Annotated in this window: 18 protein-coding genes; 9 read left to right on the top strand and 9 right to left on the bottom strand. The window is 60.7% G+C overall.

The window, feature by feature from the left end; translation table 11 throughout:
- Positions 1-10 precede the first annotated feature (10 nt).
- Both FE840_RS16400 and FE840_RS16395 read left to right on the top strand, forming a co-directional pair.
- Positions 11-1,453, top strand: coding sequence for a sensor histidine kinase (locus FE840_RS16400; protein ID WP_138286645.1), 1,443 nt, complete (start codon positions 11-13; stop codon positions 1,451-1,453).
- The gene (locus FE840_RS16395) at positions 1,450-2,808 is read left to right on the top strand and encodes a sigma-54-dependent transcriptional regulator (protein ID WP_138286643.1); all 1,359 of its coding nucleotides are present in this window, start codon (positions 1,450-1,452) and stop codon (positions 2,806-2,808) included. Before FE840_RS16400 ends, FE840_RS16395 begins: the two co-directional genes overlap by 4 nt.
- A gap of 40 nt (positions 2,809-2,848) precedes the next feature.
- On the opposite strand, the gene FE840_RS16390 is transcribed toward FE840_RS16395, so the two are convergent.
- The 4 genes from FE840_RS16390 to FE840_RS16375 are packed head-to-tail and all read right to left on the bottom strand — an operon-like array spanning position 2,849 to position 9,701.
- On the bottom strand, positions 2,849-4,918 hold the full coding sequence (locus FE840_RS16390) for a hypothetical protein (protein WP_138286764.1): 2,070 nt from the start codon (positions 4,916-4,918) through the stop codon (positions 2,849-2,851).
- A 1-nt stretch (position 4,919) separates the two neighbouring features.
- Positions 4,920-7,757: a DUF4159 domain-containing protein gene (locus FE840_RS16385; protein ID WP_138286642.1), complete on the bottom strand. Its 2,838-nt coding sequence runs from the start codon at positions 7,755-7,757 to the stop codon at positions 4,920-4,922.
- A gap of 4 nt (positions 7,758-7,761) precedes the next feature.
- Positions 7,762-8,673, bottom strand: coding sequence for a DUF58 domain-containing protein (locus tag FE840_RS16380; RefSeq protein WP_138286640.1), 912 nt, complete (start codon positions 8,671-8,673; stop codon positions 7,762-7,764).
- A 14-nt stretch (positions 8,674-8,687) separates the two neighbouring features.
- Positions 8,688-9,701, bottom strand: a complete 1,014-nt coding sequence (locus FE840_RS16375) for an AAA family ATPase (RefSeq protein WP_138286639.1) — start codon at positions 9,699-9,701, stop codon at positions 8,688-8,690.
- A gap of 158 nt (positions 9,702-9,859) precedes the next feature.
- Here FE840_RS16375 and FE840_RS16370 point away from each other — a divergent pair, with 158 nt between their 5' ends.
- The 4 genes from FE840_RS16370 to FE840_RS16355 all read left to right on the top strand — a co-directional run bounded on the left by FE840_RS16370 (position 9,860) and on the right by FE840_RS16355 (position 13,046).
- Positions 9,860-10,483: a DUF1285 domain-containing protein gene (locus FE840_RS16370; RefSeq protein WP_138286637.1), complete on the top strand. Its 624-nt coding sequence runs from the start codon at positions 9,860-9,862 to the stop codon at positions 10,481-10,483.
- Positions 10,480-11,112 (top strand): CoA pyrophosphatase, encoded by a 633-nt coding sequence (locus FE840_RS16365; RefSeq protein WP_138286635.1) that lies wholly within the window; start codon positions 10,480-10,482, stop codon positions 11,110-11,112. Before FE840_RS16370 ends, FE840_RS16365 begins: the two co-directional genes overlap by 4 nt.
- Positions 11,109-12,368, top strand: coding sequence for a CCA tRNA nucleotidyltransferase (locus FE840_RS16360; RefSeq protein WP_138286633.1), 1,260 nt, complete (start codon positions 11,109-11,111; stop codon positions 12,366-12,368). Before FE840_RS16365 ends, FE840_RS16360 begins: the two co-directional genes overlap by 4 nt.
- Before the next feature lie 189 nt (positions 12,369-12,557).
- Positions 12,558-13,046 (top strand): fasciclin domain-containing protein, encoded by a 489-nt coding sequence (locus tag FE840_RS16355; RefSeq protein ID WP_138286632.1) that lies wholly within the window; start codon positions 12,558-12,560, stop codon positions 13,044-13,046.
- A 72-nt stretch (positions 13,047-13,118) separates the two neighbouring features.
- Here the strand turns inward: FE840_RS16355 and FE840_RS16350 are convergent, their stop codons facing one another.
- The 3 genes from FE840_RS16350 to hemF all read right to left on the bottom strand — a co-directional run bounded on the left by FE840_RS16350 (position 13,119) and on the right by hemF (position 14,807).
- Positions 13,119-13,307, bottom strand: coding sequence for a DUF1059 domain-containing protein (locus FE840_RS16350; RefSeq protein WP_138286630.1), 189 nt, complete (start codon positions 13,305-13,307; stop codon positions 13,119-13,121).
- A 122-nt stretch (positions 13,308-13,429) separates the two neighbouring features.
- The gene (locus tag FE840_RS16345; protein ID WP_138286628.1) at positions 13,430-13,705 is read right to left on the bottom strand and encodes a hypothetical protein; all 276 of its coding nucleotides are present in this window, start codon (positions 13,703-13,705) and stop codon (positions 13,430-13,432) included.
- Positions 13,706-13,892: 187 nt separating this feature from the next.
- Positions 13,893-14,807 (bottom strand): oxygen-dependent coproporphyrinogen oxidase, encoded by a 915-nt coding sequence (gene hemF, locus FE840_RS16340; protein WP_138286627.1) that lies wholly within the window; start codon positions 14,805-14,807, stop codon positions 13,893-13,895.
- 137 nt (positions 14,808-14,944) lie between these two features.
- Between hemF and FE840_RS16335 the strand changes: the two genes are divergently transcribed.
- Positions 14,945-15,205, top strand: coding sequence for a hypothetical protein (locus FE840_RS16335; RefSeq protein ID WP_138286625.1), 261 nt, complete (start codon positions 14,945-14,947; stop codon positions 15,203-15,205).
- 334 nt (positions 15,206-15,539) lie between these two features.
- Positions 15,540-16,493 carry a flagellin N-terminal helical domain-containing protein gene (locus FE840_RS16330; protein WP_138286622.1) on the top strand — a complete coding sequence of 318 codons (954 nt, stop codon included), beginning with the start codon at positions 15,540-15,542 and terminating at the stop codon, positions 16,491-16,493.
- A 108-nt stretch (positions 16,494-16,601) separates the two neighbouring features.
- On the opposite strand, the gene FE840_RS16325 is transcribed toward FE840_RS16330, so the two are convergent.
- Both FE840_RS16325 and FE840_RS16320 read right to left on the bottom strand, forming a co-directional pair.
- Entirely contained in the window at positions 16,602-18,005 is a 1,404-nt protein-coding gene (locus FE840_RS16325; protein ID WP_246318794.1) for a cell envelope biogenesis protein OmpA, read from the bottom strand.
- A 149-nt stretch (positions 18,006-18,154) separates the two neighbouring features.
- Positions 18,155-18,619 (bottom strand): tRNA (cytidine(34)-2'-O)-methyltransferase, encoded by a 465-nt coding sequence (locus tag FE840_RS16320; RefSeq protein WP_138286619.1) that lies wholly within the window; start codon positions 18,617-18,619, stop codon positions 18,155-18,157.
- A gap of 390 nt (positions 18,620-19,009) precedes the next feature.
- Here FE840_RS16320 and FE840_RS16315 point away from each other — a divergent pair, with 390 nt between their 5' ends.
- The gene (locus tag FE840_RS16315; protein ID WP_138286617.1) at positions 19,010-20,869 is read left to right on the top strand and encodes an ABC transporter ATP-binding protein; all 1,860 of its coding nucleotides are present in this window, start codon (positions 19,010-19,012) and stop codon (positions 20,867-20,869) included.
- Positions 20,870-20,906 lie beyond the last annotated feature (37 nt).

The following is a 20,906-nucleotide window of genomic DNA, read 5'->3' as shown; positions in this document are numbered from 1 at the left end:
GCATTTGACCATGTCTCCAGGTGTTCGACGCAAGCTGCCGCTGTCTGCCTCACTGCCACTCTTCGTTGCCGTTGCAATGTTCGTGGTGGCCGTTGGCACGACGCAGCTCGGGATTTCGGTGTTGAGGTCCAGCAACGAAACCGGTCTGCGTGATCAGGCTCTGGTCTTTCTCGATGCGGTGGCTGGGAATATTGCAGCCGGTATCAATGGTGAAGATGCTCGAGAGACGGTGCGGGAAAAACTCGCATCGTCTCTTCGTTTTCGAACAGCCCTTCTCGAAGAATCGATGGCCGCGCGCTGGATCGACAAAGGTGGCAATCTGCGCACGGTGGTGCTGGCCGACAGCGACGGGGACCTGCTGGAAGCGGCCCTGACCAAGGCGCAGGCGCTCGGGCCCGATGGCGTCAGTGTGACCAATGTACCCGAGCGGTCCATCCTGCTCGTCGCGCGCAGTTATGCGCTCGCTGAGGGGCGCCTCTTTCTGGCGGCCACCTTCGATACAACGGCAATCGAGGACGCCGCGACCGTGGTGACGGGCGTGGCGGTTGGCGTGGATTTTCTCGTCGCAATTATTGCAGCGCTTGCGGCTTATCTGATCACGCGACGGGCCTTGAAGCCGCTTGATCACTTCATCGACAGACTGGCGGACCAGACCGGAACCAATGCCAGCGAGACGGCCTGGCGGCGGGGTGACGAGCTGCGAAAGCTGGAGGCAGCGCTTGCCTTGCGCGAGCAATCAGAGGCCCAGCGAGTTACCATGCTGGAGCAGATGGCCCAACAGGAACGGGATGGTCTTCTGGCACGGATGGCGGCGAGCCTCGCCCATGAGGTGCGCAACCCTCTGGCCGGCCTCAAGAATGGTGTCTCCACACTGAAGCGATTTGGCGACCGTGAGGATGTGCGCGACGAGACGCTGCGATTTCTGGAGACGGGGCTCGACAGTATCGGCCGGGTGGTGGATGTGACGCTATCGACCTATCGGCGGCGTTCGGGCAGCAAGGAAATCTCGGCCAGCGATCTGAAGGACCTGGAGCTCCTGATTGCGCCGGAAGCGCGGCGAGTGGGGGTCAATCTCGCCTGGGCGCTGGATGAGACTGCCCGGTTCGTCGTCGATGCGGATGCGCTTCGCCAGATCCTGATCAATCTGATGCTGAATGCCGTCAGGGCGTCGCCGGAAGGCTCGACGGTGACTGTCGGTTTGCACCGGGATGAGGCCGCCCAATCCGTGATCCTGAGCGTGGCCGATCAGGGACCCGGCATGTCGCCGGAGGTGATCGCTGCGATGATTTCCGGGCAGGTGAACGAAATCCCTGTCGAGCGAAGCATCGGGATCTGGGTGGTGGCCAATCTCGTGGCGCGGATCGGGGCGGATCTTTCGATCCGCAGTGTGGACGGGGCCGGTACCACCGTGCAACTGACGCTTTCGGTGACTGGGGAGAGAACCGGCGGATGAGCGAAACCATGAGCGGTGCGCGGATACTGGTGGTCGAGGACGATGTGACGCTCGGTGAATCGCTGCGTCAGCGGCTGCAGCTCGAAGGCTTCAAAGTGAAATGGGCGCGCACGGCAGGGGAGGCGCATAGCGCACTTTCCGGACCGGCGCCGGACATCATCCTGTCGGATATCCGTCTGCCGGATGGCGATGGTGAAACCGTGATGCGGGAGCATTTTGCCAGTTTTGGTCTGGTCCCGGTGATTTTCATGACGGCCTATGGCGACATCGACCAGGCCGTGCGTCTGGTGCGTGACGGTGCGCTGGATTATGTCAGCAAACCTTTCGATCTCGATCGGCTGGTCGATACGCTGCAGGGCATAGGTCAGCGAAAGGCGGGTGCGGCAGGCGACCTTGGTCATGCCTATTCCGGCAGTCCCGCCATTGAAAAGATCGGACGGACGCTTGCCCGTGCGGCAGAAATCGATCTGCCGGTTCTGCTACTGGGGGAAACCGGAACCGGCAAGGAAGTGGCCGCCCGGCATGTGCATGAAGCGGGGCCGCGCAAGAATTTGCCGTTTGTTGCCGTCAATTGCGGGGCGCTACCCTCGGATCTTGCCGATTCCCTGCTGTTCGGTCATGAGCGTGGTTCCTTTACCGGGGCCTCCGCCATGCATCGCGGCTACTGTGAAGAGTCGGGGGCCGGGACGCTGTTTCTGGATGAAATCGGTGAATTGTCGCCGCTTTTGCAGGTCAAGCTGCTCAGGGTTCTCGAAAGCCGTGAGTTCAGGCGGCTTGGCGGCAGCGAGACGAGACGCTTTGAAGCACGGCTTGTCTGTGCGACCAACCGCAATCTGGAGGCCATGGTGGCGGAAGGGGGTTTTCGCGAGGACCTATGGTTCCGGATCAATGTGATCGCCTGCACCTTGCCGCCGCTTCGCGAGCGGCGAGACGAAATCCCTTCTTTGCTTGGGCGGCTGGTCGTTGCGGCGGCGACGAAAATGGGTCGCGGTGATCTTACAATCGAGCCGGAGGCGCAGGAAGCAACTGTTCGCCATGGCTGGCCCGGCAATTTCCGCGAGTTGATCAACCGCATCGACCGAGCCGTGGCGCTGGCGGATGGGCCGGCGATCACGGCCGAGGATCTCTTTCCCGAAGGCGTGCCGGGCGCTGTGGCGCTGAGCCTGCCGGAACTTGCCGATCCGGGGTCGTCACTTTCGGATGTGCGGGATGCTGCAGAACGCCAGCATATCGTGGCCGCCCTTGCCCGTGCGCAGGGGTCTCACAAAGAGGCCGCCGAAAGCCTCGGCATTTCGCGCACGACCTTGTGGGAAAAGATGCGCCGACTGCAGATCAAGCGGGATGACGAGGAATAGAAGGCTGCCTTGAAGCCATCCCGGCTTGGTATTTCTAAGTCTAGCGACCCTCGCGCCACCACATTGCAGAGACCGCCATCAGCAGCGCTGCCAAGCCTGCGAAACCGGCAAAGAGCGGCAGGGTGTTGACGCCTTTCAGCACTGTTTCATCCGTCAGGCGGATCAGCATGCGGCGGTCGTCGCTGACGCGAATTTCGCCGCGCACCGGCAGGATATCCGGAATTCGCTCCGCCCCGTCGCCATTGTCGAGGCGGGTTAGCAGGCCACGTGTTGCACTTGCGATGGGCTGCAAGAGCTCTGTGGTCGAGATCATCGCCTTGAACTCGGGGGCGTCGACTGCGCCGACATGGACGAGGGTGGAGAAGTCGCCATTGGATACGGTGAAGAGGCCGGTCTCGGTCATGCGTTGTTCGGCGCGGTAGAGGCCAGGTGCGATTTCACTGAGCGGGACTGTCCTGGTTTCGCCGGAAGGAGCGGTGATCGTTGCCTCGCCGGGAGCGTTCCCGATGGTCTGGCGGGTGATTTCGAGCGTGCGACCGCTGGCCCGCGCCTTCAACGCCTCTTCTTCCAGCTCAGGTTCCTTCATCAGCCAATGGGCGATGCGTCGATAAAGCGAGACATGGGGGCCACCGCCTTCAAAGCCACGCGCCCAGAGCCAGCCCTGATCCGAGAGCAGCATGGCGACACGACCCTCGGCGGCGCGGTCGAGCACGAGGAGCGGGCGCCCGTCGGCTGCGGTCATGACGGTTTCGCCTTCATCCGCCTCGACATCGACGCTGCGGAACCAGCGTCCCCATTGGGGTGGTTCGGCCGTCGAGCCTTCAAGACCACGGGTGACAGGGTGACGCTCGCCCTGTTCAGAGAGGCGCGGATAGAAGCCAGCCTCATGAACATTGCCGGTCGGGGCGGCAGGAAGCACGGAGGCAAGCGGCGTGATCGCAATCGAATCCTCGCCTGCATGCTCGGGGCCTGCCGCAATCAAGAGGGCACCGCCATTGCGCACATATTCAGCAATGTAGTCATAATAAAGGATCGGCAGGACGCCGCGATGTTGATAGCGGTCGAAGATGATCAGGTCGAAATCATTGATCTTTTCGACAAAGAGTTCGCGCGTCGGAAACGCGATCAGCGACAGTTCATTAATCGGGGTGCCATCCTGCTTTTCCGGTGGACGCAGAATGGTGAAATGAACGAGGTCGACGGAGGCATCCGACTTCAGAAGATTGCGCCATGCCCGCTCGCCTGCATGGGGTTCGCCCGAGACCAGAAGAACGCGAAGGTTCTCGCGAATACCCTCGATCAGGTGGATGGCGCGGTTGTTGATGTCGGTGACTTCACCGGGTGTTCCGGCGACCGAGAATTCCAGGACATTGTTGCCACCGCGCGGCACCCGGAAGGCGAACGGTGTCTCCCGACCGACTTCGGCAGGAATGGTGCCCAGATCCTCGCCGTTGATGCGCACATTCACATCTGCAGGCAGGTCGGACGTGCTGCCATCGTCAAAGACGCGGAAGGTGAGTTCCTGTTCCTCGTCGACAATGCCGAAACGGGGTGCGCGCAGGATCTCGATACGCCGATCAAATTCTCCGGCCTTGCCTGTTATCAGGCCATGGACCGGCGCGTTGAAGGTGAGCGCCTCCTGTCCTGCCGGGACATCATGGATCTGGCCGTCGCTGATGAAGATCGCGCCGCCGACACGGGCAGGCGGGACATCGGTAATGGCAGTGCTGAGCGCTTCAAACAGTTTGGTCGAAGGGCTATCCGAGGTCGCGGGATCGGCCACTTCCACGATGCGCGGTTCGACGTTGGAGAAGCGCGACAGGCGCTCGCGAACGTCTTCAACAGCGCGATCGGTCGCAGCGATCCGTTCCGGGATCTGCTGGCTCTGGCTACGATCCACGATCACGGGCACGACGGTTGTCAGCGCCTCACGATCTTCCTGCAGCAGCAGAGGGTTGGCGAGCGCTGCCAGCACTGCGGCGGAGGCTGCAAGCCGGACTGCGGTGCCGCGGATGCGGCGGAAGAAACCGAGAGCCGAGAGGCCGATTGCGAGCGCAGCGAGCGCTGCGATGATGCTCCAGGGAATGAAGGGGACGAAACTGATCGTCATGTCACTGCCCCAGTCGCTCGAGAAGGGCGGGAACATGGACCTGGTCGGCCTTGTAGTTGCCCGTCAGCATATACATCATGATATTCACACCGGCGCGGAAGGCCATTTCCCGCTGCAACTCGTTTGATGGCACGATCGGCAGAACCGAGTTTCCGTTGTCGTCGATGGCCCAGGCGCCCATCAGGTCGTTGCCGGTGATCATGATCGGGGAGACACCGTCGCCGGAGGAGGCAACGCCGCTTGCCGTTGACTGGGCTTCCTGACGGGCTTCCACCCATAGGGGGCTGCCGCTATAGCGACCTGGGAAACCATTCAGCAGGTAAAAGGCACGGGTCAGCACGTGATCCGACGGAACGGGCTCCAGCGGGGGGATATCTATATTGGCAAGGATTGCCTGCAACCGCTGGCCATTGGCCGTGCTGCCGATGTCTTCGCCGAGGCTTGAAAACTGGTCGCGGGTATCGAGCAGGACCGTGCCGCCCGCGCGCATATAGGCGTCGATGCGGCTGATTGCTGCCGCTGAAGGCATCGGGGCGGAGGCCGAGATCGGCCAGAAGATGATCGGATAGAAGGAGAGTTCGTCTGTTGAGATATCGACGCCGACTGGTGGAGCCGGCTCCAAGGTCGTGCGGTAGGTCAGGAACTGCGTCAGACCCGCCAACCCCTGTTCGGAAATGCGGTCAACCTCGGGCTCGCCTGTGATCACATAGGCGAGGTGGGTGTTGTCCAGCCGGTCGAGGATCAGTTCGTCACCGGGCTTCTGATCCTGGGTGGTTGCGGGGCGGTCTGTGGTCTGAGCGCGTGTTGCGCCTGGCACGAGGACTGTGGCAGCGGCGAGTATCAATGCCATGGCTGCTGCTGCTGGCGCGCGTCTTGGCAGGCGGGCGAAGGCGCCGCCCATGAAGAGCACGACGAGGCTATCGATGACCAGAAGCAGGAAGGCGAATGTCAAAAGACCGGGCTTCAGTGGGGTCGCTGCCGTTCCGGCCATGGGGGCGCGGCTGAGTGCTGCAATTCCATCGGTCGGGATCGGCAGAAGTTGTGTCTCGGCAGGCAGCAAATTGAGCGCCACAAAACCGTCTTCCGTTCCGTAAAGGCCCGGCGGATTGTCAAAGGTTGCAGATTGCGGTTGGTCCGGGCCAATGATCAGCGGCTTGGCCGTGCCGGCATCCGAAACCAGTGCGCCCTGGGCAGTCAGAAGGCGGAAGGGGGACAGGCTGGGCGCTGTTGTCTGGCCCGGTTCCGTTGCGGCTGCACCAACACGGGTCAATTGCACGATCCGGCGCAGCATCTCAACGAATTCGCCGGAAATCGGCAGGTCGGACCAAGTGGCTTCGGCGCTGACATGAAAAAGAACGACGCGGCCTGCGCCTGTTTCTTCAACGGTGACGAGTGGCGTGCCATCAGCAAGACTTGCCCAGGTCCGTTCGGCAAGGTCCGGCGTCGGTTCAGCCAGGACCTGACGCTTGATCAGGATGCCCTCGGGGCGTGCCATACCGGCGAAGGGGCCGAAGTTCGGGAAATCGGCCAGCGGCTGCGGCTCGGCCCATGAAAGGGCGCCGCCAAGAGCGCGTTCGCCCTGGCGCAGAATGACGGGGACGAGCGGGTCACCGACTGGGGCTGCGGCAAGGCGTGGGCCGGCAAAGCGAATGAGCGTGCCACCTTCTGCAATCCATTGCTCCACCGGTTCATACACATCGGCCGGCAGGCGACCGACATCGGCGAGGACGATGGCCGATGGATTCTGTCGCAGAAGCTCGGGAAGTGCAATCGACAGATCGGTATCATTTGGCTTCAGGAGATCGGCATAGGGCGTTAGCGCCCGCTCGATGTAAAAGAGCTGCGACAGCAATGGCTGGAAGCCATCCCCGCTGTCACCCGAGACAATGGCCACCTTCCGTCGGCGGAAACCATCATCCAGCAAATGGGTGGCGCCGGCATTCGCTGCCCCGGCAATCGACAGGCGGGCAAAATCGTTGCGTAGCTCAAACGGGGCGGCAACCGCTCCGGATGCCACGCTCTCACCGGCGGCAAAGGAAACCGTTCCATTGGCGATAACACGGCCCTGGCGATCCTGAGCATCGATGACGAGGCTGAGCGGCTCTTCCGCATTCAGGCGCGCAAGGGTCACCGTCAGCGCATCGGACCCATTCGTCGCACTGGTGATAGCGACGGGCCCACCGCCGCCGGCTTCGATCAGGCGCAGCTCCTGCGGTTGAAGGGCAGCCAGATCGGCGATTGCGCTTTCCTGTTCGTCTGTTGCCAGTCCATCGGTGATAAAGACGAGGGTCCCTGGCGCTTCGCCGGACAGGCCTGTGCGCAGGGCGGAGAGCGTGCGTGCACGATCCGGGCGCAGCGGCTTGGGCTCGGCTGCCGCCAGTTTCTCCAGAGCCAACGCAGCGGTGCCGGGTACGGCATCGTGGGTTACATCGGCGGTGAAAACAACCGACACGGGGACGTCGCGGTCACTGGCGTCGCCAATCAGCGCCTCTGCCGTTGCGACCCGGTTGTCCCAGTCGGTCGCCGTTGCCCAGCTGTTGTCGACAACCAGCACCAGCGGACCGTCCGTCGAGAGACTTGCCGTGCGCGGATTGAGAACGGGATCTGCCAGCGCCAGAATGACCAGTGCCGCAATCAGCATGCGCAAGAGCGTCAGCCACCACGGGCTTTTCGAGGGCGTCTCTTCACGTTTCAGGACGCTTGCGAGAATGCGAAGCGGCGGGAAGACCTCCGCCTTGGGGCGCGGCGGCGTGAGCTTCAGCAGCCACCAGATGAGCGGAAGGGCAGCGAGAGCGATAAGGATTGCGGGAGCGCCAAAGGCGAGGGGAAGGGAGAACATCGGCTCAGCTCCTTGCCAGGCCGGGACCCTGTCCCGAAAGATGCATATGCACTGCGACCAGCGCTTCGGAGGCAAGGCTGTCAGTGCGATGGAACATGAAGCTCCAGCCCATGCGCCTCAAGGCTTCCCCGATGTTGTCGCGGCGGGCGATATAGGCCCGCTGATATTCCTCGCGCAGGCTCTCTGCCCGACCGGAAACGAGCTTTTCCCCCGTTTCTGGATCGGTGAATTCGGTTCGGCCGCTATAGGGGAAGGTCTCTTCCGCCGGATCGGCGATCTCGATCACATGGCCGCGCAAACCACGGCGGGCGAGCGGCGAGATGCGTTCCATGACCGTATCGGCATCATCAAGGAAGTCGCCGATCAGGACAATATCGCTCGCGCCTCGGATCATGCCCGTCTCCGGCAGGCCGGCGCTCGGGGGCGCATGCATGATGGCCGTTGCCAGTCGTTCGGCAGCATTGCGGGCGGAAACCGGTTCCATGATGCCGGGGCAACCGATGCGTTCGCCGGAGCGTGCCAAAACTTCGGCCAAGGCCAGCATCAGGACGAGCGCCCGGCTTTCCTTGGAAACGGGGGACAGCGTCGACTTGTACATCATTGAGGGCGACAGATCGGCCCAGAGCCAGACAGTGTGGGCTGCTTCCCATTCCAGGTCACGGACATAGGTGTGGTCGTCACGGGCAGAGCGGCGCCAGTCGATGCGCGAGAAGCTCTCGCCTTCGGCATAGGGGCGGAACTGCCAGAAGTTTTCGCCCACTCCACGCTTGCGTCGGCCATGCCAGCCGGCAATGACCGTATTGGCAATCCGGCGCGCCTCCACCAGGCAATCGGGCACGAGCACGGCGCGCTGACGGGCGCGCTTCAGGACCTCGCTGCCTGGGGTTTGTTCGACAATCTGGCCGATGGATGCCACGTTTACGACTTCTCCTATGCCTTCAGGTTGCTGACGAGGCCAGCGATGACATCGCGCACCGACATGCCTTCGGCGCGGGCGGGGAAGGTTAGGGCCATGCGATGCTGAAGAACCGGTTCTGCCAGCGCATGCACATCATCGATGGAGGGGGCGAGGCGGCCTTCGTAAAGTGCGCGGGCGCGGGCGCAGAGCATCAGCGACTGGCCGGCACGCGGGCCGGGGCCCCAGGCGACGTTCTTGTCCGTCATGGCATTGCCATGGCCGGGACGGGCGGAGCGGACGAGCGACAGGATGGCATCGACCACCGTATCGGAAACTGGCATCTGGCGGATGAGTTTCTGGATCTCGATGAGTCGGGCGCTGTCGAGAACGCTCGAAGCACGACCCTCGCTGACACCAGTGGTGTCGAGGAGGATCTGCCGCTCGGCGGCGAGTTCCGGATAGCCCACATCGACCTGCAGCAGGAAGCGGTCGAGCTGCGCTTCAGGCAGAGGATAGGTGCCTTCCTGCTCCAGCGGGTTCTGTGTTGCCAGAACGTGGAAGGGGGCAGGCAGGTCATAGCGCTGCCCGGCGATCGTGACGTGATATTCCTGCATGGATTGCAGAAGGGCCGACTGGGTGCGCGGGCTGGCGCGGTTGATCTCATCGGCCATCAGCAGCTGGGCGAAAACGGGGCCCTTGACGAAGCGGAAGGAGCGGCGACCGGTGTCATCCTGATCCATCACCTCGGTGCCGATGATATCGGACGGCATCAGATCCGGCGTGAACTGGATACGGTTGGCGTTGAGCCCGAGAACACCACCGAGCGTTGTGACGAGTTTTGTCTTGGCAAGGCCAGGAACGCCGACCAGCAGTGCGTGACCGCCGGAAAGAATGGCAAGCAGCGTGTTTTCGACCACCTTTTCCTGCCCGAAGATGACTTTCGACACTTCCTTGCGGACAGCAGCAATATCGGCCAGCGCCTTTTCGGCGGCTTCGATGATCGCCTTTTCGTCTGCTGCGTTTTCCGGATTCGGCATCATGCCCATGGTCAACTCCAGTTGGTTTGCCCGGCCCGACGAATCGCCCGCATCAGGGATCCGCCTCACATCAAAATAACTTATTAGCGCATCGGCGGCTGACAAGCTTGTCCTGAATGACTATCTCGTGACCGTGAAGGCTTGTAGACAACAACAGAGACGCAAACATGGCGGACCATACTCTGAAATCGACAACCGATGCTGCCGGGCTTGCCGCGATGATCTCGCGTGCCCAGGCGCAAACGGCTGGCGCGAAGGGATCGCTGCCGCCCGTTGATCGCTGGGAGCCTGCGTTCTGCGGCGATCTCGACATGGAAATCAGGGCCGATGGGACCTGGTTCTACATGGGAACACCGATCGGACGCGAAGCCCTTGTCCGGTTGTTTTCGACTGTTCTGCGCAAGGATGCAGATGGCAAGACCTATCTCGTTACGCCTGTGGAAAAGGTGGGGATACGCGTTCAGGATGCGCATTTCGTGGCTGTCGAGATGACGGCGAGCGCGCAAGATGACCAGCAGGTGCTGACCTTCCGGACGAATGTCGGCGATGTCGTGGAGGCTGGGCCGGAGCATCCGCTTCGGTTTGTATTCGAGGGGGAGGATCATGCGCTCAAGCCCTATCTGCATGTGCGGGGCCGACTGGAGGCGCTGGTGTCGCGCGCTGTGATGTATGATCTCGTCGAGCTCGGAGAGCCGGTGGAGATCGAAGGTAAAGCGATGTTTGCCATCCGCTCGGGTTCTGCAGTTTTCCCAATCATGCCGATGGACGAGCTCGACAGGCTTGCCAGATGACACAACTGATTTTTTCGGCATCCGATTTCCGTCGGCGGGCGCTTGAACATGTCGGCGCGCCGCTCGACCATGGTTGGGAACATCATGGCAATCACGCTTTGAACGGCCATGTGGATCTCGTCATACAGGATATGCCGCTCAAGGATGCTGCGGTGCTCATCGGCGTCATCGACGATGATCAAGACGCCCGGATCATCCTGACCCAGCGGACATCCAAGCTGCGCCAGCATGCAGGCCAGATCGCGTTTCCGGGGGGCGGGATCGATGACACGGATCAGACCCCGGAAGAGGCCGCGCTTCGCGAAGCGGAAGAGGAGATCGGGCTCGACCGGCGTTTTGTCGAAACCGTCGGACGGTTGCCGCAAAGCCTGACCGGTACGGGGTTCCGGATCCAGCCTGTGCTGGCCGTCGTTCGTCCGGGCTATACGATTACGCCCAATCCCGACGAGGTGGAGAGCGTGTTCGAAGTGCCGCTCTCCTTCCTGATGGACCCTTCCAACCATTCTCAGGATAGCCGGATGCTGGCTGGCGCGATGCGGCGCTTCTACGTCATGCCCTATGGCGAGCGGAGGATATGGGGCATTACCGCCGGGCTTATCCGCACACTCTATGAAAGGCTTTATGCATGACCAACTTGTCCGGCGAGGACTGGTTCAAGAGCGCTGCCGTCACCCGGCTGTTCGAACTTCTCAATGCTGACGGCGGCGAGGTGCGCGTTGTCGGTGGTGCCGTGCGCAACAGCCTGATGGGTCTGCCGGTCGGCGATATCGATCTCGCAACAACGCTGGCTCCGCAAGAGGTGGTGTCGCGGGCGGAAGCGGCGGGTATCAAGGCCGTGCCGACCGGGATCGAGCATGGGACGGTGACGCTGGTCATCGACGGGAAGGGCTATGAAGTGACGACGCTTCGCCATGATGTCGAGACGGACGGGCGGCGGGCGCAAGTGGCCTTCGGGGCGGACTGGCAGGAGGATGCCATGCGTCGCGACCTGACAATCAACGCGCTTTACGTCGGTCAGGATGGCGAGGTGGTCGATCTGGTCGACGGTCTCAAGGACATCGAGACGAAGACCGTGCGTTTCATCGGCGATGCCGACCAGCGGATCGCTGAAGATTACCTGCGCGTGCTGCGCTTTTTCCGCTTCTTCGCGTTCTACGGCGGCGGGCGTCCGGATGCTGCGGGCCTGAAGGCTTCGGCGCGGGCGCGCGACAAGCTGTCCCTGCTGTCGGCGGAGCGCATCTGGGCGGAAATGAAGAAGCTGCTGTCCGCTGAAGATCCGGGTCGTGCACTCTTGTGGATGCGACAGGCGGGTGTACTCACGGCGATTCTGCCGGAAACGGAGAAATGGGGTATCGATGCCATCCCGGGACTAATCGCAACCGAACAGGCGCTGGGCTGGAAGCCGGATCCGCTCCTCAGGTTGGCGGCGATCGTGCCGCGGGATCCAGAGCGACTGAAGGCGATGGCCGCACGATTGCGGCTTTCAAATGCCGAGGCGGGTTTTCTGGACGCCTTCGGTGCCGCTCCCAAGGTTGGCGAAGCAACGTCAGATGCAGAGCTTGCGCGTCTGCTCTACCAGCACGGGCCGGCCGGGATCGCGGCGGTCCTGCGACTTGCACTTGCCAGCGCCAGACGGGCGGCGGAGGTCGATACGGAAGCGATGATGCGGGTCGGGCGCCTTTCCGCGCTGCTTGAACAGGTCGTGCGATATCAGCGCCCGGTGTTTCCGTTGAAGGGTGCTGATGCCCTTGAACACGGCATACAGCCCGGGCCACGGGTTGGCGTGCTTTTGGCTGGTCTGGAGAAGGAATGGGTTGCCTCGCAGTTCAGTCTCAGTCGGAAGGCTCTGATTGAGCGCCTATCGGTATTGGCAGCCTCTTCCTGAAGCCTGCAATCGAACAGAGGACGTGCGTGAGCGGCGCGCGTACGTCCGATTAGTCGATCGGTTTTTCCCGTTTTGCTCAAAAAAGAGTGTCCGTCCCTAGCTGAACCGGGTGCGACAATCTGTGCGTATCTCCTCCAGCTTCGAAAGACCGGCATGAGGCCGGTCGGAGCATTTCAGGAGGGATTTACCATGAAACGCATCGCATTCGCATTCGTCGGGGCAGCCATGACCTTCGCCGGCTCCTCTGCTATGGCCGCCAATATTGTCGAGACCGCTCAACAGGCCGGAAGCTTCCAGACATTGCTGGCTGCGGCCCAGGCCGCCGGTTTGGTGGACGCGCTCTCCTCGGGTGGGCCGCTCACGGTCTTCGCCCCGACCGATGAAGCCTTTGCGGCTCTGCCTGCCGGCACAGTCGAGAATCTTCTGAAGCCGGAAAACAAGGATCAGCTCGTTGCGATCCTGAGCTATCATGTTGTTGGTCGCGAGCTCACCTCAAACATGCTGCCGGGGCGTACCATCCATGTCCGTACGATCAAGGGCGGTGGTGACCGGACGCTTGCCGTCAGCAAGTCTTCCTCCGGCGTCACTGTGGATGGCGCAAATGTCGTGTCCGCCGATATCCGCACAGATAACGGCGTGATCCATGTCATCGACAAGGTCATGCTGCCGAGCAGCTGATCTGCAAAACCTAATCCACGGAGCCCGGATGTCGGGCTCCGCTTGAGGTTCTGACTGTTGCCATCTCAGGTTTCAGGCGGCCTTGTGGGCCTCGTCGCGGATCCGGGCCTTGATATTGTCGACCATGTTTTCCCGGATGACCGTTTCGCCATGGGCCGTCCTCATATGCTCGACGGCTCGGCGGACAATTTCGGCATCTTCTTCGGCGCGGGTGTGCCAGTCACATCCGGGGACCAGTGTTCCACATTCAAACTGTCGCATGACAATTCTCCCTTGTTGGTCACGGTTCAACGCACAGGCTGATGCGTTGTTCTGGCAGTATATCAAAAAAACCGCCCGTGTGGGCGGTGAATTGGAGGCTAATGCTTGCGGTGGATCTTTGGTCAGTCGGGCATGGCCCAGGCCTGAAAGACAGATGCACTGACCTTTCGGCTGTAGGCTGGTGAGCGGCTTTCAACTGCGTTGGCTGCAAGACGGTCGGGGTCTGTTGATCCTGCGAGTCGCAGTTTGACCTGCTCGACGAAATAGGAATGGGGCAGATCTACATCACTTGAGGAACGCAACTCCTCCGCCAGCCGATCAATAAGTTCGGGTGTGCCGATCACTCGGGCAGCGGGTTCACTTACTGGGGGGGCGGTACTCCTGACAGACTGGGTCATGTCTATCTCCTCCTCTAGATAGCGTGCGTCCGAAGGATGCGACGAGAACCCGTAAAATGCAAACGAAACCGGGCGCACCTGAGGTCACAAGCGCGCCAAGCCTTCGTGATATTAGAATATTCTGTTATTTTGCCGGTACTTGTCCCAGACGCAGGTTTCGACGTCATTTGACGCCGGTTCACCCGCTTCAGGGCCAGCGGACCAGTGGGGGCAGGGAAGACAGAATCGATTCGATGTTGCCGCCGGTTTTCAGGCCGAAGATGGTTCCGCGATCATAGAGCAGATTGAATTCCACATAGCGGCCACGACGGACGAGTTGTTCCTCGCGGTCTTCCTCAGTCCAGGGATTGTTAAAGTTGCCGCGGACGATCTTCGGGTAGACGAGATTGAAGGCGCGTCCAACATCCTGGACGAAAGCGAAATTGGCATCCCAGCCACCTTTTTCCGGGTCGGCGGTCAGCCAGTCGAAGAAGATGCCGCCGATGCCGCGTGGCTCGTTGCGATGCTTGAGGAAGAAATACTCGTCGCACCATGTCTTGTAGGCCGCATAGTCAGCCACAGGTTCGTGACGATTGCAGGTGATCTCCATTGCCCGGTGGAAGATCTTCGTATCCGGGTCGTCCTGGGTGCGGCGACGGTTCAGCACCGGCGTCAGGTCTGCACCACCACCGAACCAATGGCTCGACGTGACGACCATGCGGGTGTTCATATGCACCGTCGGGACATTGGGGTTCACCGGATGGGCGATGAGAGAAATGCCGGAGGCCCAGAAACGCGGGTCCTCATCGGCTCCCGGCATCTGCTTGCGCATCTCGGCTGAGAATTCGCCATGGACGGTGGAGGTATGGACACCGACTTTTTCGAAGACGCGTCCTTCCATCATGGACATGCGGCCACCGCCGCCGGCACCGTCTTCGCGCAGCCAGTCCTTGCCGGCAAAGCGACCTGCTGGGCGGTCGGCCATCGGGCCTGTCAATTCGTCTTCAAGAGCTTCAAAAGACGCGCAGATCGTGTCGCGCAGGCTTTCAAACCAGGCGCGCGCCTGCGCCTTCTTGTCCTCGATGTCTTCGGGCAGGCCTTTCGGCAGGTCCGGTCGCTCCATGTGCACTCCCCCATGATCAGTCATTCTGAATTAGCAGGTTGCCGCAAGAGCGACCACCTTCAGGCTGCAGTCTCCCACGATTTTCGACTCGCCACAGCATTCCTAGCGTATTAAAGTCTTTGCATGCGAGGGATGTGATGAGCAGAGTACCCGGTCCGCCGCATATGAGCGGCCTGAAAAAGCGTATTGCGGACTACAGGGCGGCAGGCAACGGTCGCAGCGGCAGCGCTTACGTTAGGGAGACTTTCTGTCTCAGCCGTGAGGAAGCGCGCAAAAAAGCGCGCGAATGGTTCGATGCCTTTCCCAAGGCGGCCTACTGGACCGAAGTCGAGAGCTGGCGACAGCTTGACGACGATCAGATCGAATTCACCATGCGACGGCTTCATTCGGCAGACTGATCGATGCGCCATCAACGGGTGGAGGGACGCCGGTAGCCCTTTCTGTTCAGAAAGTCTGGCCCCGTCGATGCCTCTTGGCCGATCTTCAGATGTTGATTCAGCTTCCTCCTTTCATAGGTCATCCTTCTTTCTTACCTTACTGAAATTTTGTCGTTTTATTCGGATCTCCGCAGGGCTGCCCCAGCTGCCGTAGCGGGCTCGGGCTCACTAAACGTCGTTTTGCTAAAATTTAAACGAATGGTGAAAGAAGGTAGCAAAGTCGAGCGTGTAAAAGGCTAGGGACGAACATGTCGTCACCGCCGATGGTGACCCGAATTCAAGGTGACTTGCGCTTATGACTGCGATCAATGCAACTGCGGCTTCCGCTCTTTCCCTGCTGACCGGTTCGAACCGGGCGCTTGAGAACACGACGACGCGTGTTGCTTCTGGCCGTGAAGTCAACAAGGCTGCCGATAATGCGGCCTATTGGTCCATTGCCACGACGATGAATTCGTCGAACCTGCAGCTGTCAACGGCTGAAGACGCGAGCGGGCTTGCTGCCGCCATTACTGATACCGCTGCGCTCGGCATGGAAAAAGCAACTGCGATCGTCTCCGATATTCAATCCAAGCTGATCATGGCGCGCTCGCCGGGTGTCGACAGGCGTGCAGTCAACGAGGAAATCACGCAGTTGAAGCAGCAGCTGACGACGGTGATCGATTCCAGCTCGTTCAACGGCCAGAACTGGCTCAAGGCCGAGGCAGGGCAGACGCCGAAAGTCGAGTCGATGGTGGCAGGTGTTACCTCTGATGGCCAGGGTTCGATCGAGATCAACGTGATCGATTTCGACACCGCCAAGTCAACGCTTGCTTCGGGTGAGAATGCCGAAGATGGTATATTGACACGCTCGAACGCGGGGATGACCCGCAGCGGTTCTGCCTACGACTATTATCTGCTCGATGCCAACTCGTCCGTCCCGGTCAATCCGGGCTCACGTCCGATCGAAATCTCCGAGACAACCACCACTGACGAGATCGATGGCATGATCTCGGCGTTGAACAGTGTCATGGTCGACATGATCGATGCCGGGGCCGATCTCGGCTCAACCCGCAATCGGATCTCGGATAATCAGAGCTTCCTGCAAGATCTTCAGGATACGACGACCATCGGTATCGGGCGGCTTGTGGATGCGAACATGCAGGAGGAGGCGGTCAAGAAGGCTGCCCAGACCGTGCAGCAGCAGCTTCAGACGATCGGTCTCAATATTGCCAATGGCACAATGGGTCAGTCGCTCGCGCTGTTTCGCTGATCCTCACTGAAACGCTGTCCTGTTGCTGTTGCCACAGTTCATGACGCAAAACCCACGCCGAGGCGTGGGTTATGGTTATCAATAGGATGAACGGTCTGCAAAGTGCGGTTAGGTCTTGCCCTTGCGCGGCGGAGTCTTACCCTTTTTGCCTGCGACACTGGCAATAGACGTCACTCGAGCGGGCGTACTCGCCTTTCGTGGCTGTTTCTCAGCAGTTGCCGGTGTCACCTCTGCCAAAACGCTCTCCATCTTGGGCGTCGGCTTCGTTTCGGGCGGCTTCTTTTGTTCCTGGATCTCGGGGGCGGTCGCTGATTCAGCGATCAAGGCAGCGCTTTCCGACAGACGGGTCTCCAGCTCTTCAGGCGCCTTGCCAGCGTCGGCAACCGCTTCCTTGACCATAGTCTCCGTCACTGTCTTTTCTTCCGGAACCATGGACGGCGCGCTGACGCCAAGGGGCTCTGCGACTTGGTTTTCGGCGTCCGCAATCGCCTCCTCCGTGGCCGCAGGTTCGGACGCTGCAGCCTTGTCAGCCGTTGCGACTTCGGGTTTGGTTTTCGGCTTGGCTTCGGGACCTTTCGCCAGGATGTCCTTCAAAATGCTGGTAACCCTCAAGGCACCGGCAAGATCGGTGTTGGTCGAATGACCGCAATAGGGAACCCGCACATCGCTTGGGATTTGCGGGCGGGAGTTGATCTCCCCATACCAATCCAGCTCGCCAACGACGTCGATGACGTCGGTAAAGACCTCCGGCATCTTGATGCGCCCGCCGAAAGTCACGACACGGGCGGATTTAGTCAGTGCCTTCAGCTTATCTGCATTCTCAGCCTTCATCGCGTACAGAGCATCGGCCAGGACACGATTGCCGCGGGAATGACCCGTCAGAAGCGTAAAGGAGAGGGAGGGATCGGACAGGAGCGTCTCGACCGTATCGGCATCGAGGCCGGTCCGGGCCGGTTCGTTTGTCCGTTTCTCGCGTTTCGCATAGGCACCAAGCTTTGGACGACCGACAGCATCATCGATCGCCTCCAGGCTGTTGCGCATCTGGCCGAGCCAGCCAAAGAAAAAGGCCCCGCCGATTGCCTCATTGACGATGTCACCCAGGCCGTAACCCGAGACAACAGCGGCAACCGGAGCCTTGATTGCATCGGCCACATTACGGGCAAACGCAGCGGCGCCGAGTGCAGAACCGCCAATCCCGGCCACGGCAAGGGCATGGACATTCTTGCTGCCCCGCAGGCGAAATTCTCCAACGCTCTCGCAGAGCGTCAGCATGCCGCCACCTGTTGGAGGAACGATGATGATGAGGCCCTCTGAACCGAGGCAGTCGCTGATGTAGAATGTCTCTTCGGCGGTCAGAGACTTCACGTCATAGAACATGGCGTCGAAGCCGGTATTGCGCAGCCGCAGCAGCTCAAGAGCGGCATTGCGGGCCGTGCGATGCTGGATACGCTCCGGAAAGCTGAAAGTTCTGGCGAACTGGGTCAAGCCCAGGGTGAATGCTGTCTCGAACATTTCTATCTCCTGGTCATTTTGCTGCAGTGCAACATAGCGCATCATGATCGAATTAGCAATTGCAGAATAATCGTCGCGCACGCAGCTCTTCACCACACACAATAGCGTGTTGGCGAAAGGGTTCCTTGACGAATGCCTGTTCCGTGACTTTAGGATGAGAAGCCGGTTTGACGCAGGGCTTCGCCGGTGATCATGGCGGCCGACATGGCGACATTGATGGAGCGCTGACCGGGGAGCATCGGGATGAGAACGCGGGCGTCGGCCAGTTCATGGACGTGGTCCGGCACGCCGGCACTCTCCCGTCCGAAGAGGAGGATGTCGCGGGACTGATAGGCGAAATCGGTGTAGACGTCCGCAGCCTTGGTTGAAGCAAGAACGAGCCGGCGACCTTCATTGCGACGCCACTGATCGAAGCTTTCCCAATTTATGTGGCGCTGCATGGCGACGCTTGCCAGATAATCCATGCCGGCGCGCTTCAGGTTCTTGTCGGACAGCACGAAGCCAGCCGGCTCGATGATGTCGACCTTCAGGCCGAGGCAGGCCGCAAGGCGCAGGATCGTTCCCGTATTGCCTGGTATGTCGGGTTGGTACAGGGCGATGCGCAGCTCGGTCATGGCCTTCCTTAGGCGAGGCGGGGAAGAGGGCCAAGCGCTGTTCGCCTAGGCCCGAAATTCCGTGCAACCGCCAATCTCAACCTGTGGTGATGTTGCAACAGTTGCGACGGAACGCCTCATTTCTGTGCAGATGCGCTCTAGGAAAATCGGACTTTGAGCGGTAGAAGAAGGCTCTGGTCAACACGCAAGAGGGAGGGCATCGATGATTTTTTTCCGTATCCCGGCTGTGCCGCGCCTCCCTGTGCCTGCTGCGTGACTGCAGCTTTCTCGCCTTTGCGTTCTTCAATCCGTCCCATCTTGCGGCGCTAGACCGCCGCAACGTTGATTTTCCTGCTGTCGTTCCGTGCCGCTCGCTTGGGCGCAGATCGATGCGCTTTAATGGAGTTTCCCATGTTCAAGTGGTTCGAAAGCCGCCTGAATCCCTATCCCGCCGAGCCTGCAACGCTGCCGCCAAAGGGGCTGGTTGCCTTTTGCTGGCATTACACCCGTGATGCCTGGCCGTGGCTTCTGGTGCTGGGCGTTTGCTCGGGACTGGTCGCAGTCGTCGAAGTCATGCTTTACCAGTTCCTCGGCAATATCGTGGACTGGCTGTCCACGGCTGAGCGTACGACCTTCCTGCAAACGGAGGGCATGACTCTCGCCTGGATGGCGGCCCTGCTTCTGATCGGCCTGCCGTTTCTGGGCGTGATCCATACTCTGACAACGCATCAGGTGCTGGCCGGCAATTTCCCGATGATTGCCCGTTGGCAGATGCACCGCTTTCTGCTTCGTCATTCGATGACCTTCTTTGCCAACGAGTTTGCCGGTCGCGTTTCGACCAAGGTCATGCAAACGGCGCTGTCGATCCGGGAAGCGGTGATGAAGATCATCGATGTCTTCATCTATGCGTCGACCTTTTTCATTTCGATGCTGGCACTGGTGGCTTCGGTTGACTGGCGCCTGGGCGTGCCGCTGGTCGTCTGGCTGATCGCCTACGCGCTGATCCTTTATCATTTCGTGCCCAAGCTGCGCCGGCTTTCAAGCGAGCAGGCGGATGCGCGCTCGATGATGACGGGCCGGATCGTCGACAGCTATACCAATATTGCGACGGTGAAGCTCTTCTCCCATGCGGGCCGCGAAGAGATTTATGCGCGGGAGGGGATGGATGCCTTCCTGGGCACTGTTCATCGCCAGATGCGGCAGATTTCGCTCCTCAACATCTGCGTCGACATCAACAATGTGCTGGTGCAGTTCTTTGTTGCCGGTCTCGGTATCTGGTTCTGGCTGAATGGCAGTGTCACGGTCGGTGCCATTGCGGTTGCCATTGGCCTCGCCATGCGCATCAACGGCATGTCGCAGTGGATCATGTGGGAGGTCGCAGCCCTCTTTGAGCATATCGGCACGGTCTATGACGGCATGGGGATGATGACGAAGCCTCATGACATTGTTGACCAGCCGGCGGCAAAGACGCTCGCTGCACCCAAGGGCGAGATCGTCTATGACGGCGTTCGCTTCCATTACGGCAAGCAGAAGGGTGTCATCGAGGACTTCTCGCTGACCATCGAGGCTGGCGAGAAGATCGGTCTCGTTGGGCGATCTGGTGCCGGCAAGACGACACTGATGAACCTGCTTCTGCGCTTCTACGATCTTGAGAAGGGCAAGATCCTGGTTGATGGGCAGGACATTTCGGAAGTCAGCCAGGACAGTCTGCGGGCGCTGGTCGGGGTCGTGACGCAGGACACATCGCTCCTGCATCGGTCGATCCGCGACAACATCGCCTATGGGCGACCAGATGCAACCGATGCCGAGGTGATTGACGCCGCAAAAAAGGCGAATGCCTGGGACTTCATCCAGGGGCTTTCGGATCTGCAGGGCCGCACCGGACTTGATGCCCATGTCGGCGAGCGGGGCGTGAAGCTTTCGGGCGGTCAGCGTCAGCGTATCGCGATTGCGCGTGTCTTCCTGAAGGATGCGCCGATCCTGATCCTGGATGAGGCAACCTCGGCGCTCGATTCGGAAGTCGAGGCGGCGATCCAGGAAAGCCTGTTCAAGCTGATCGAGGACAAGACGGTGATCGCAATCGCCCACCGGCTGTCGACACTGACGCAGATGGACCGGCTGATCGTCCTCGATAAGGGGCGGATCGTGGAAACCGGGACGCATGAAGAGCTTGTCGCTTCGGGCGGTATCTATGCCGATCTGTGGAACAGGCAGTCGGGCGGCTTCCTTGCCGATCAGACGGATCAGACAGCGGAGGCGGCGGCCGAATAGGCCGTCGCCCATGTCCGTTTTGACAAGCTTCCCGGAT

This window comes from Peteryoungia desertarenae (genome assembly GCF_005860795.2).
GTDB classification, from domain to species: Bacteria; Pseudomonadota; Alphaproteobacteria; order Rhizobiales; family Rhizobiaceae; genus Allorhizobium; species Allorhizobium desertarenae.
This window is presented reverse-complemented; position numbering and strand designations above follow the sequence as displayed.

Excerpts from the sequence above, each read along its gene's own strand:
- FE840_RS16390 (WP_138286764.1), bottom strand. The coding sequence starts at position 4,918 with ATGACGATCAGTTTCGTCCCCTTCATTCCCTGGAGCATCATCGCAGCG.
- FE840_RS16325 (WP_246318794.1), bottom strand. The coding sequence starts at position 18,005 with ATGTTCGAGACAGCATTCACCCTGGGCTTGACCCAGTTCGCCAGAACT.
- FE840_RS16315 (WP_138286617.1), top strand. The coding sequence starts at position 19,010 with ATGTTCAAGTGGTTCGAAAGCCGCCTGAATCCCTATCCCGCCGAGCCT.
- FE840_RS16375 (WP_138286639.1), bottom strand. The coding sequence starts at position 9,701 with ATGGGCATGATGCCGAATCCGGAAAACGCAGCAGACGAAAAGGCGATC.
- FE840_RS16370 (WP_138286637.1), top strand. The coding sequence starts at position 9,860 with ATGGCGGACCATACTCTGAAATCGACAACCGATGCTGCCGGGCTTGCC.
- FE840_RS16395 (WP_138286643.1), top strand. The coding sequence starts at position 1,450 with ATGAGCGAAACCATGAGCGGTGCGCGGATACTGGTGGTCGAGGACGAT.
- FE840_RS16335 (WP_138286625.1), top strand. The coding sequence starts at position 14,945 with ATGAGCAGAGTACCCGGTCCGCCGCATATGAGCGGCCTGAAAAAGCGT.
- FE840_RS16365 (WP_138286635.1), top strand. The coding sequence starts at position 10,480 with ATGACACAACTGATTTTTTCGGCATCCGATTTCCGTCGGCGGGCGCTT.
- FE840_RS16345 (WP_138286628.1), bottom strand. The coding sequence starts at position 13,705 with ATGACCCAGTCTGTCAGGAGTACCGCCCCCCCAGTAAGTGAACCCGCT.
- FE840_RS16360 (WP_138286633.1), top strand. The coding sequence starts at position 11,109 with ATGACCAACTTGTCCGGCGAGGACTGGTTCAAGAGCGCTGCCGTCACC.
- FE840_RS16350 (WP_138286630.1), bottom strand. The coding sequence starts at position 13,307 with ATGCGACAGTTTGAATGTGGAACACTGGTCCCCGGATGTGACTGGCAC.
- FE840_RS16400 (WP_138286645.1), top strand. The coding sequence starts at position 11 with ATGTCTCCAGGTGTTCGACGCAAGCTGCCGCTGTCTGCCTCACTGCCA.
- FE840_RS16355 (WP_138286632.1), top strand. The coding sequence starts at position 12,558 with ATGAAACGCATCGCATTCGCATTCGTCGGGGCAGCCATGACCTTCGCC.
- FE840_RS16320 (WP_138286619.1), bottom strand. The coding sequence starts at position 18,619 with ATGACCGAGCTGCGCATCGCCCTGTACCAACCCGACATACCAGGCAAT.
- FE840_RS16385 (WP_138286642.1), bottom strand. The coding sequence starts at position 7,757 with ATGTTCTCCCTTCCCCTCGCCTTTGGCGCTCCCGCAATCCTTATCGCT.
- FE840_RS16330 (WP_138286622.1), top strand. The coding sequence starts at position 15,540 with ATGACTGCGATCAATGCAACTGCGGCTTCCGCTCTTTCCCTGCTGACC.
- hemF (WP_138286627.1), bottom strand. The coding sequence starts at position 14,807 with ATGGAGCGACCGGACCTGCCGAAAGGCCTGCCCGAAGACATCGAGGAC.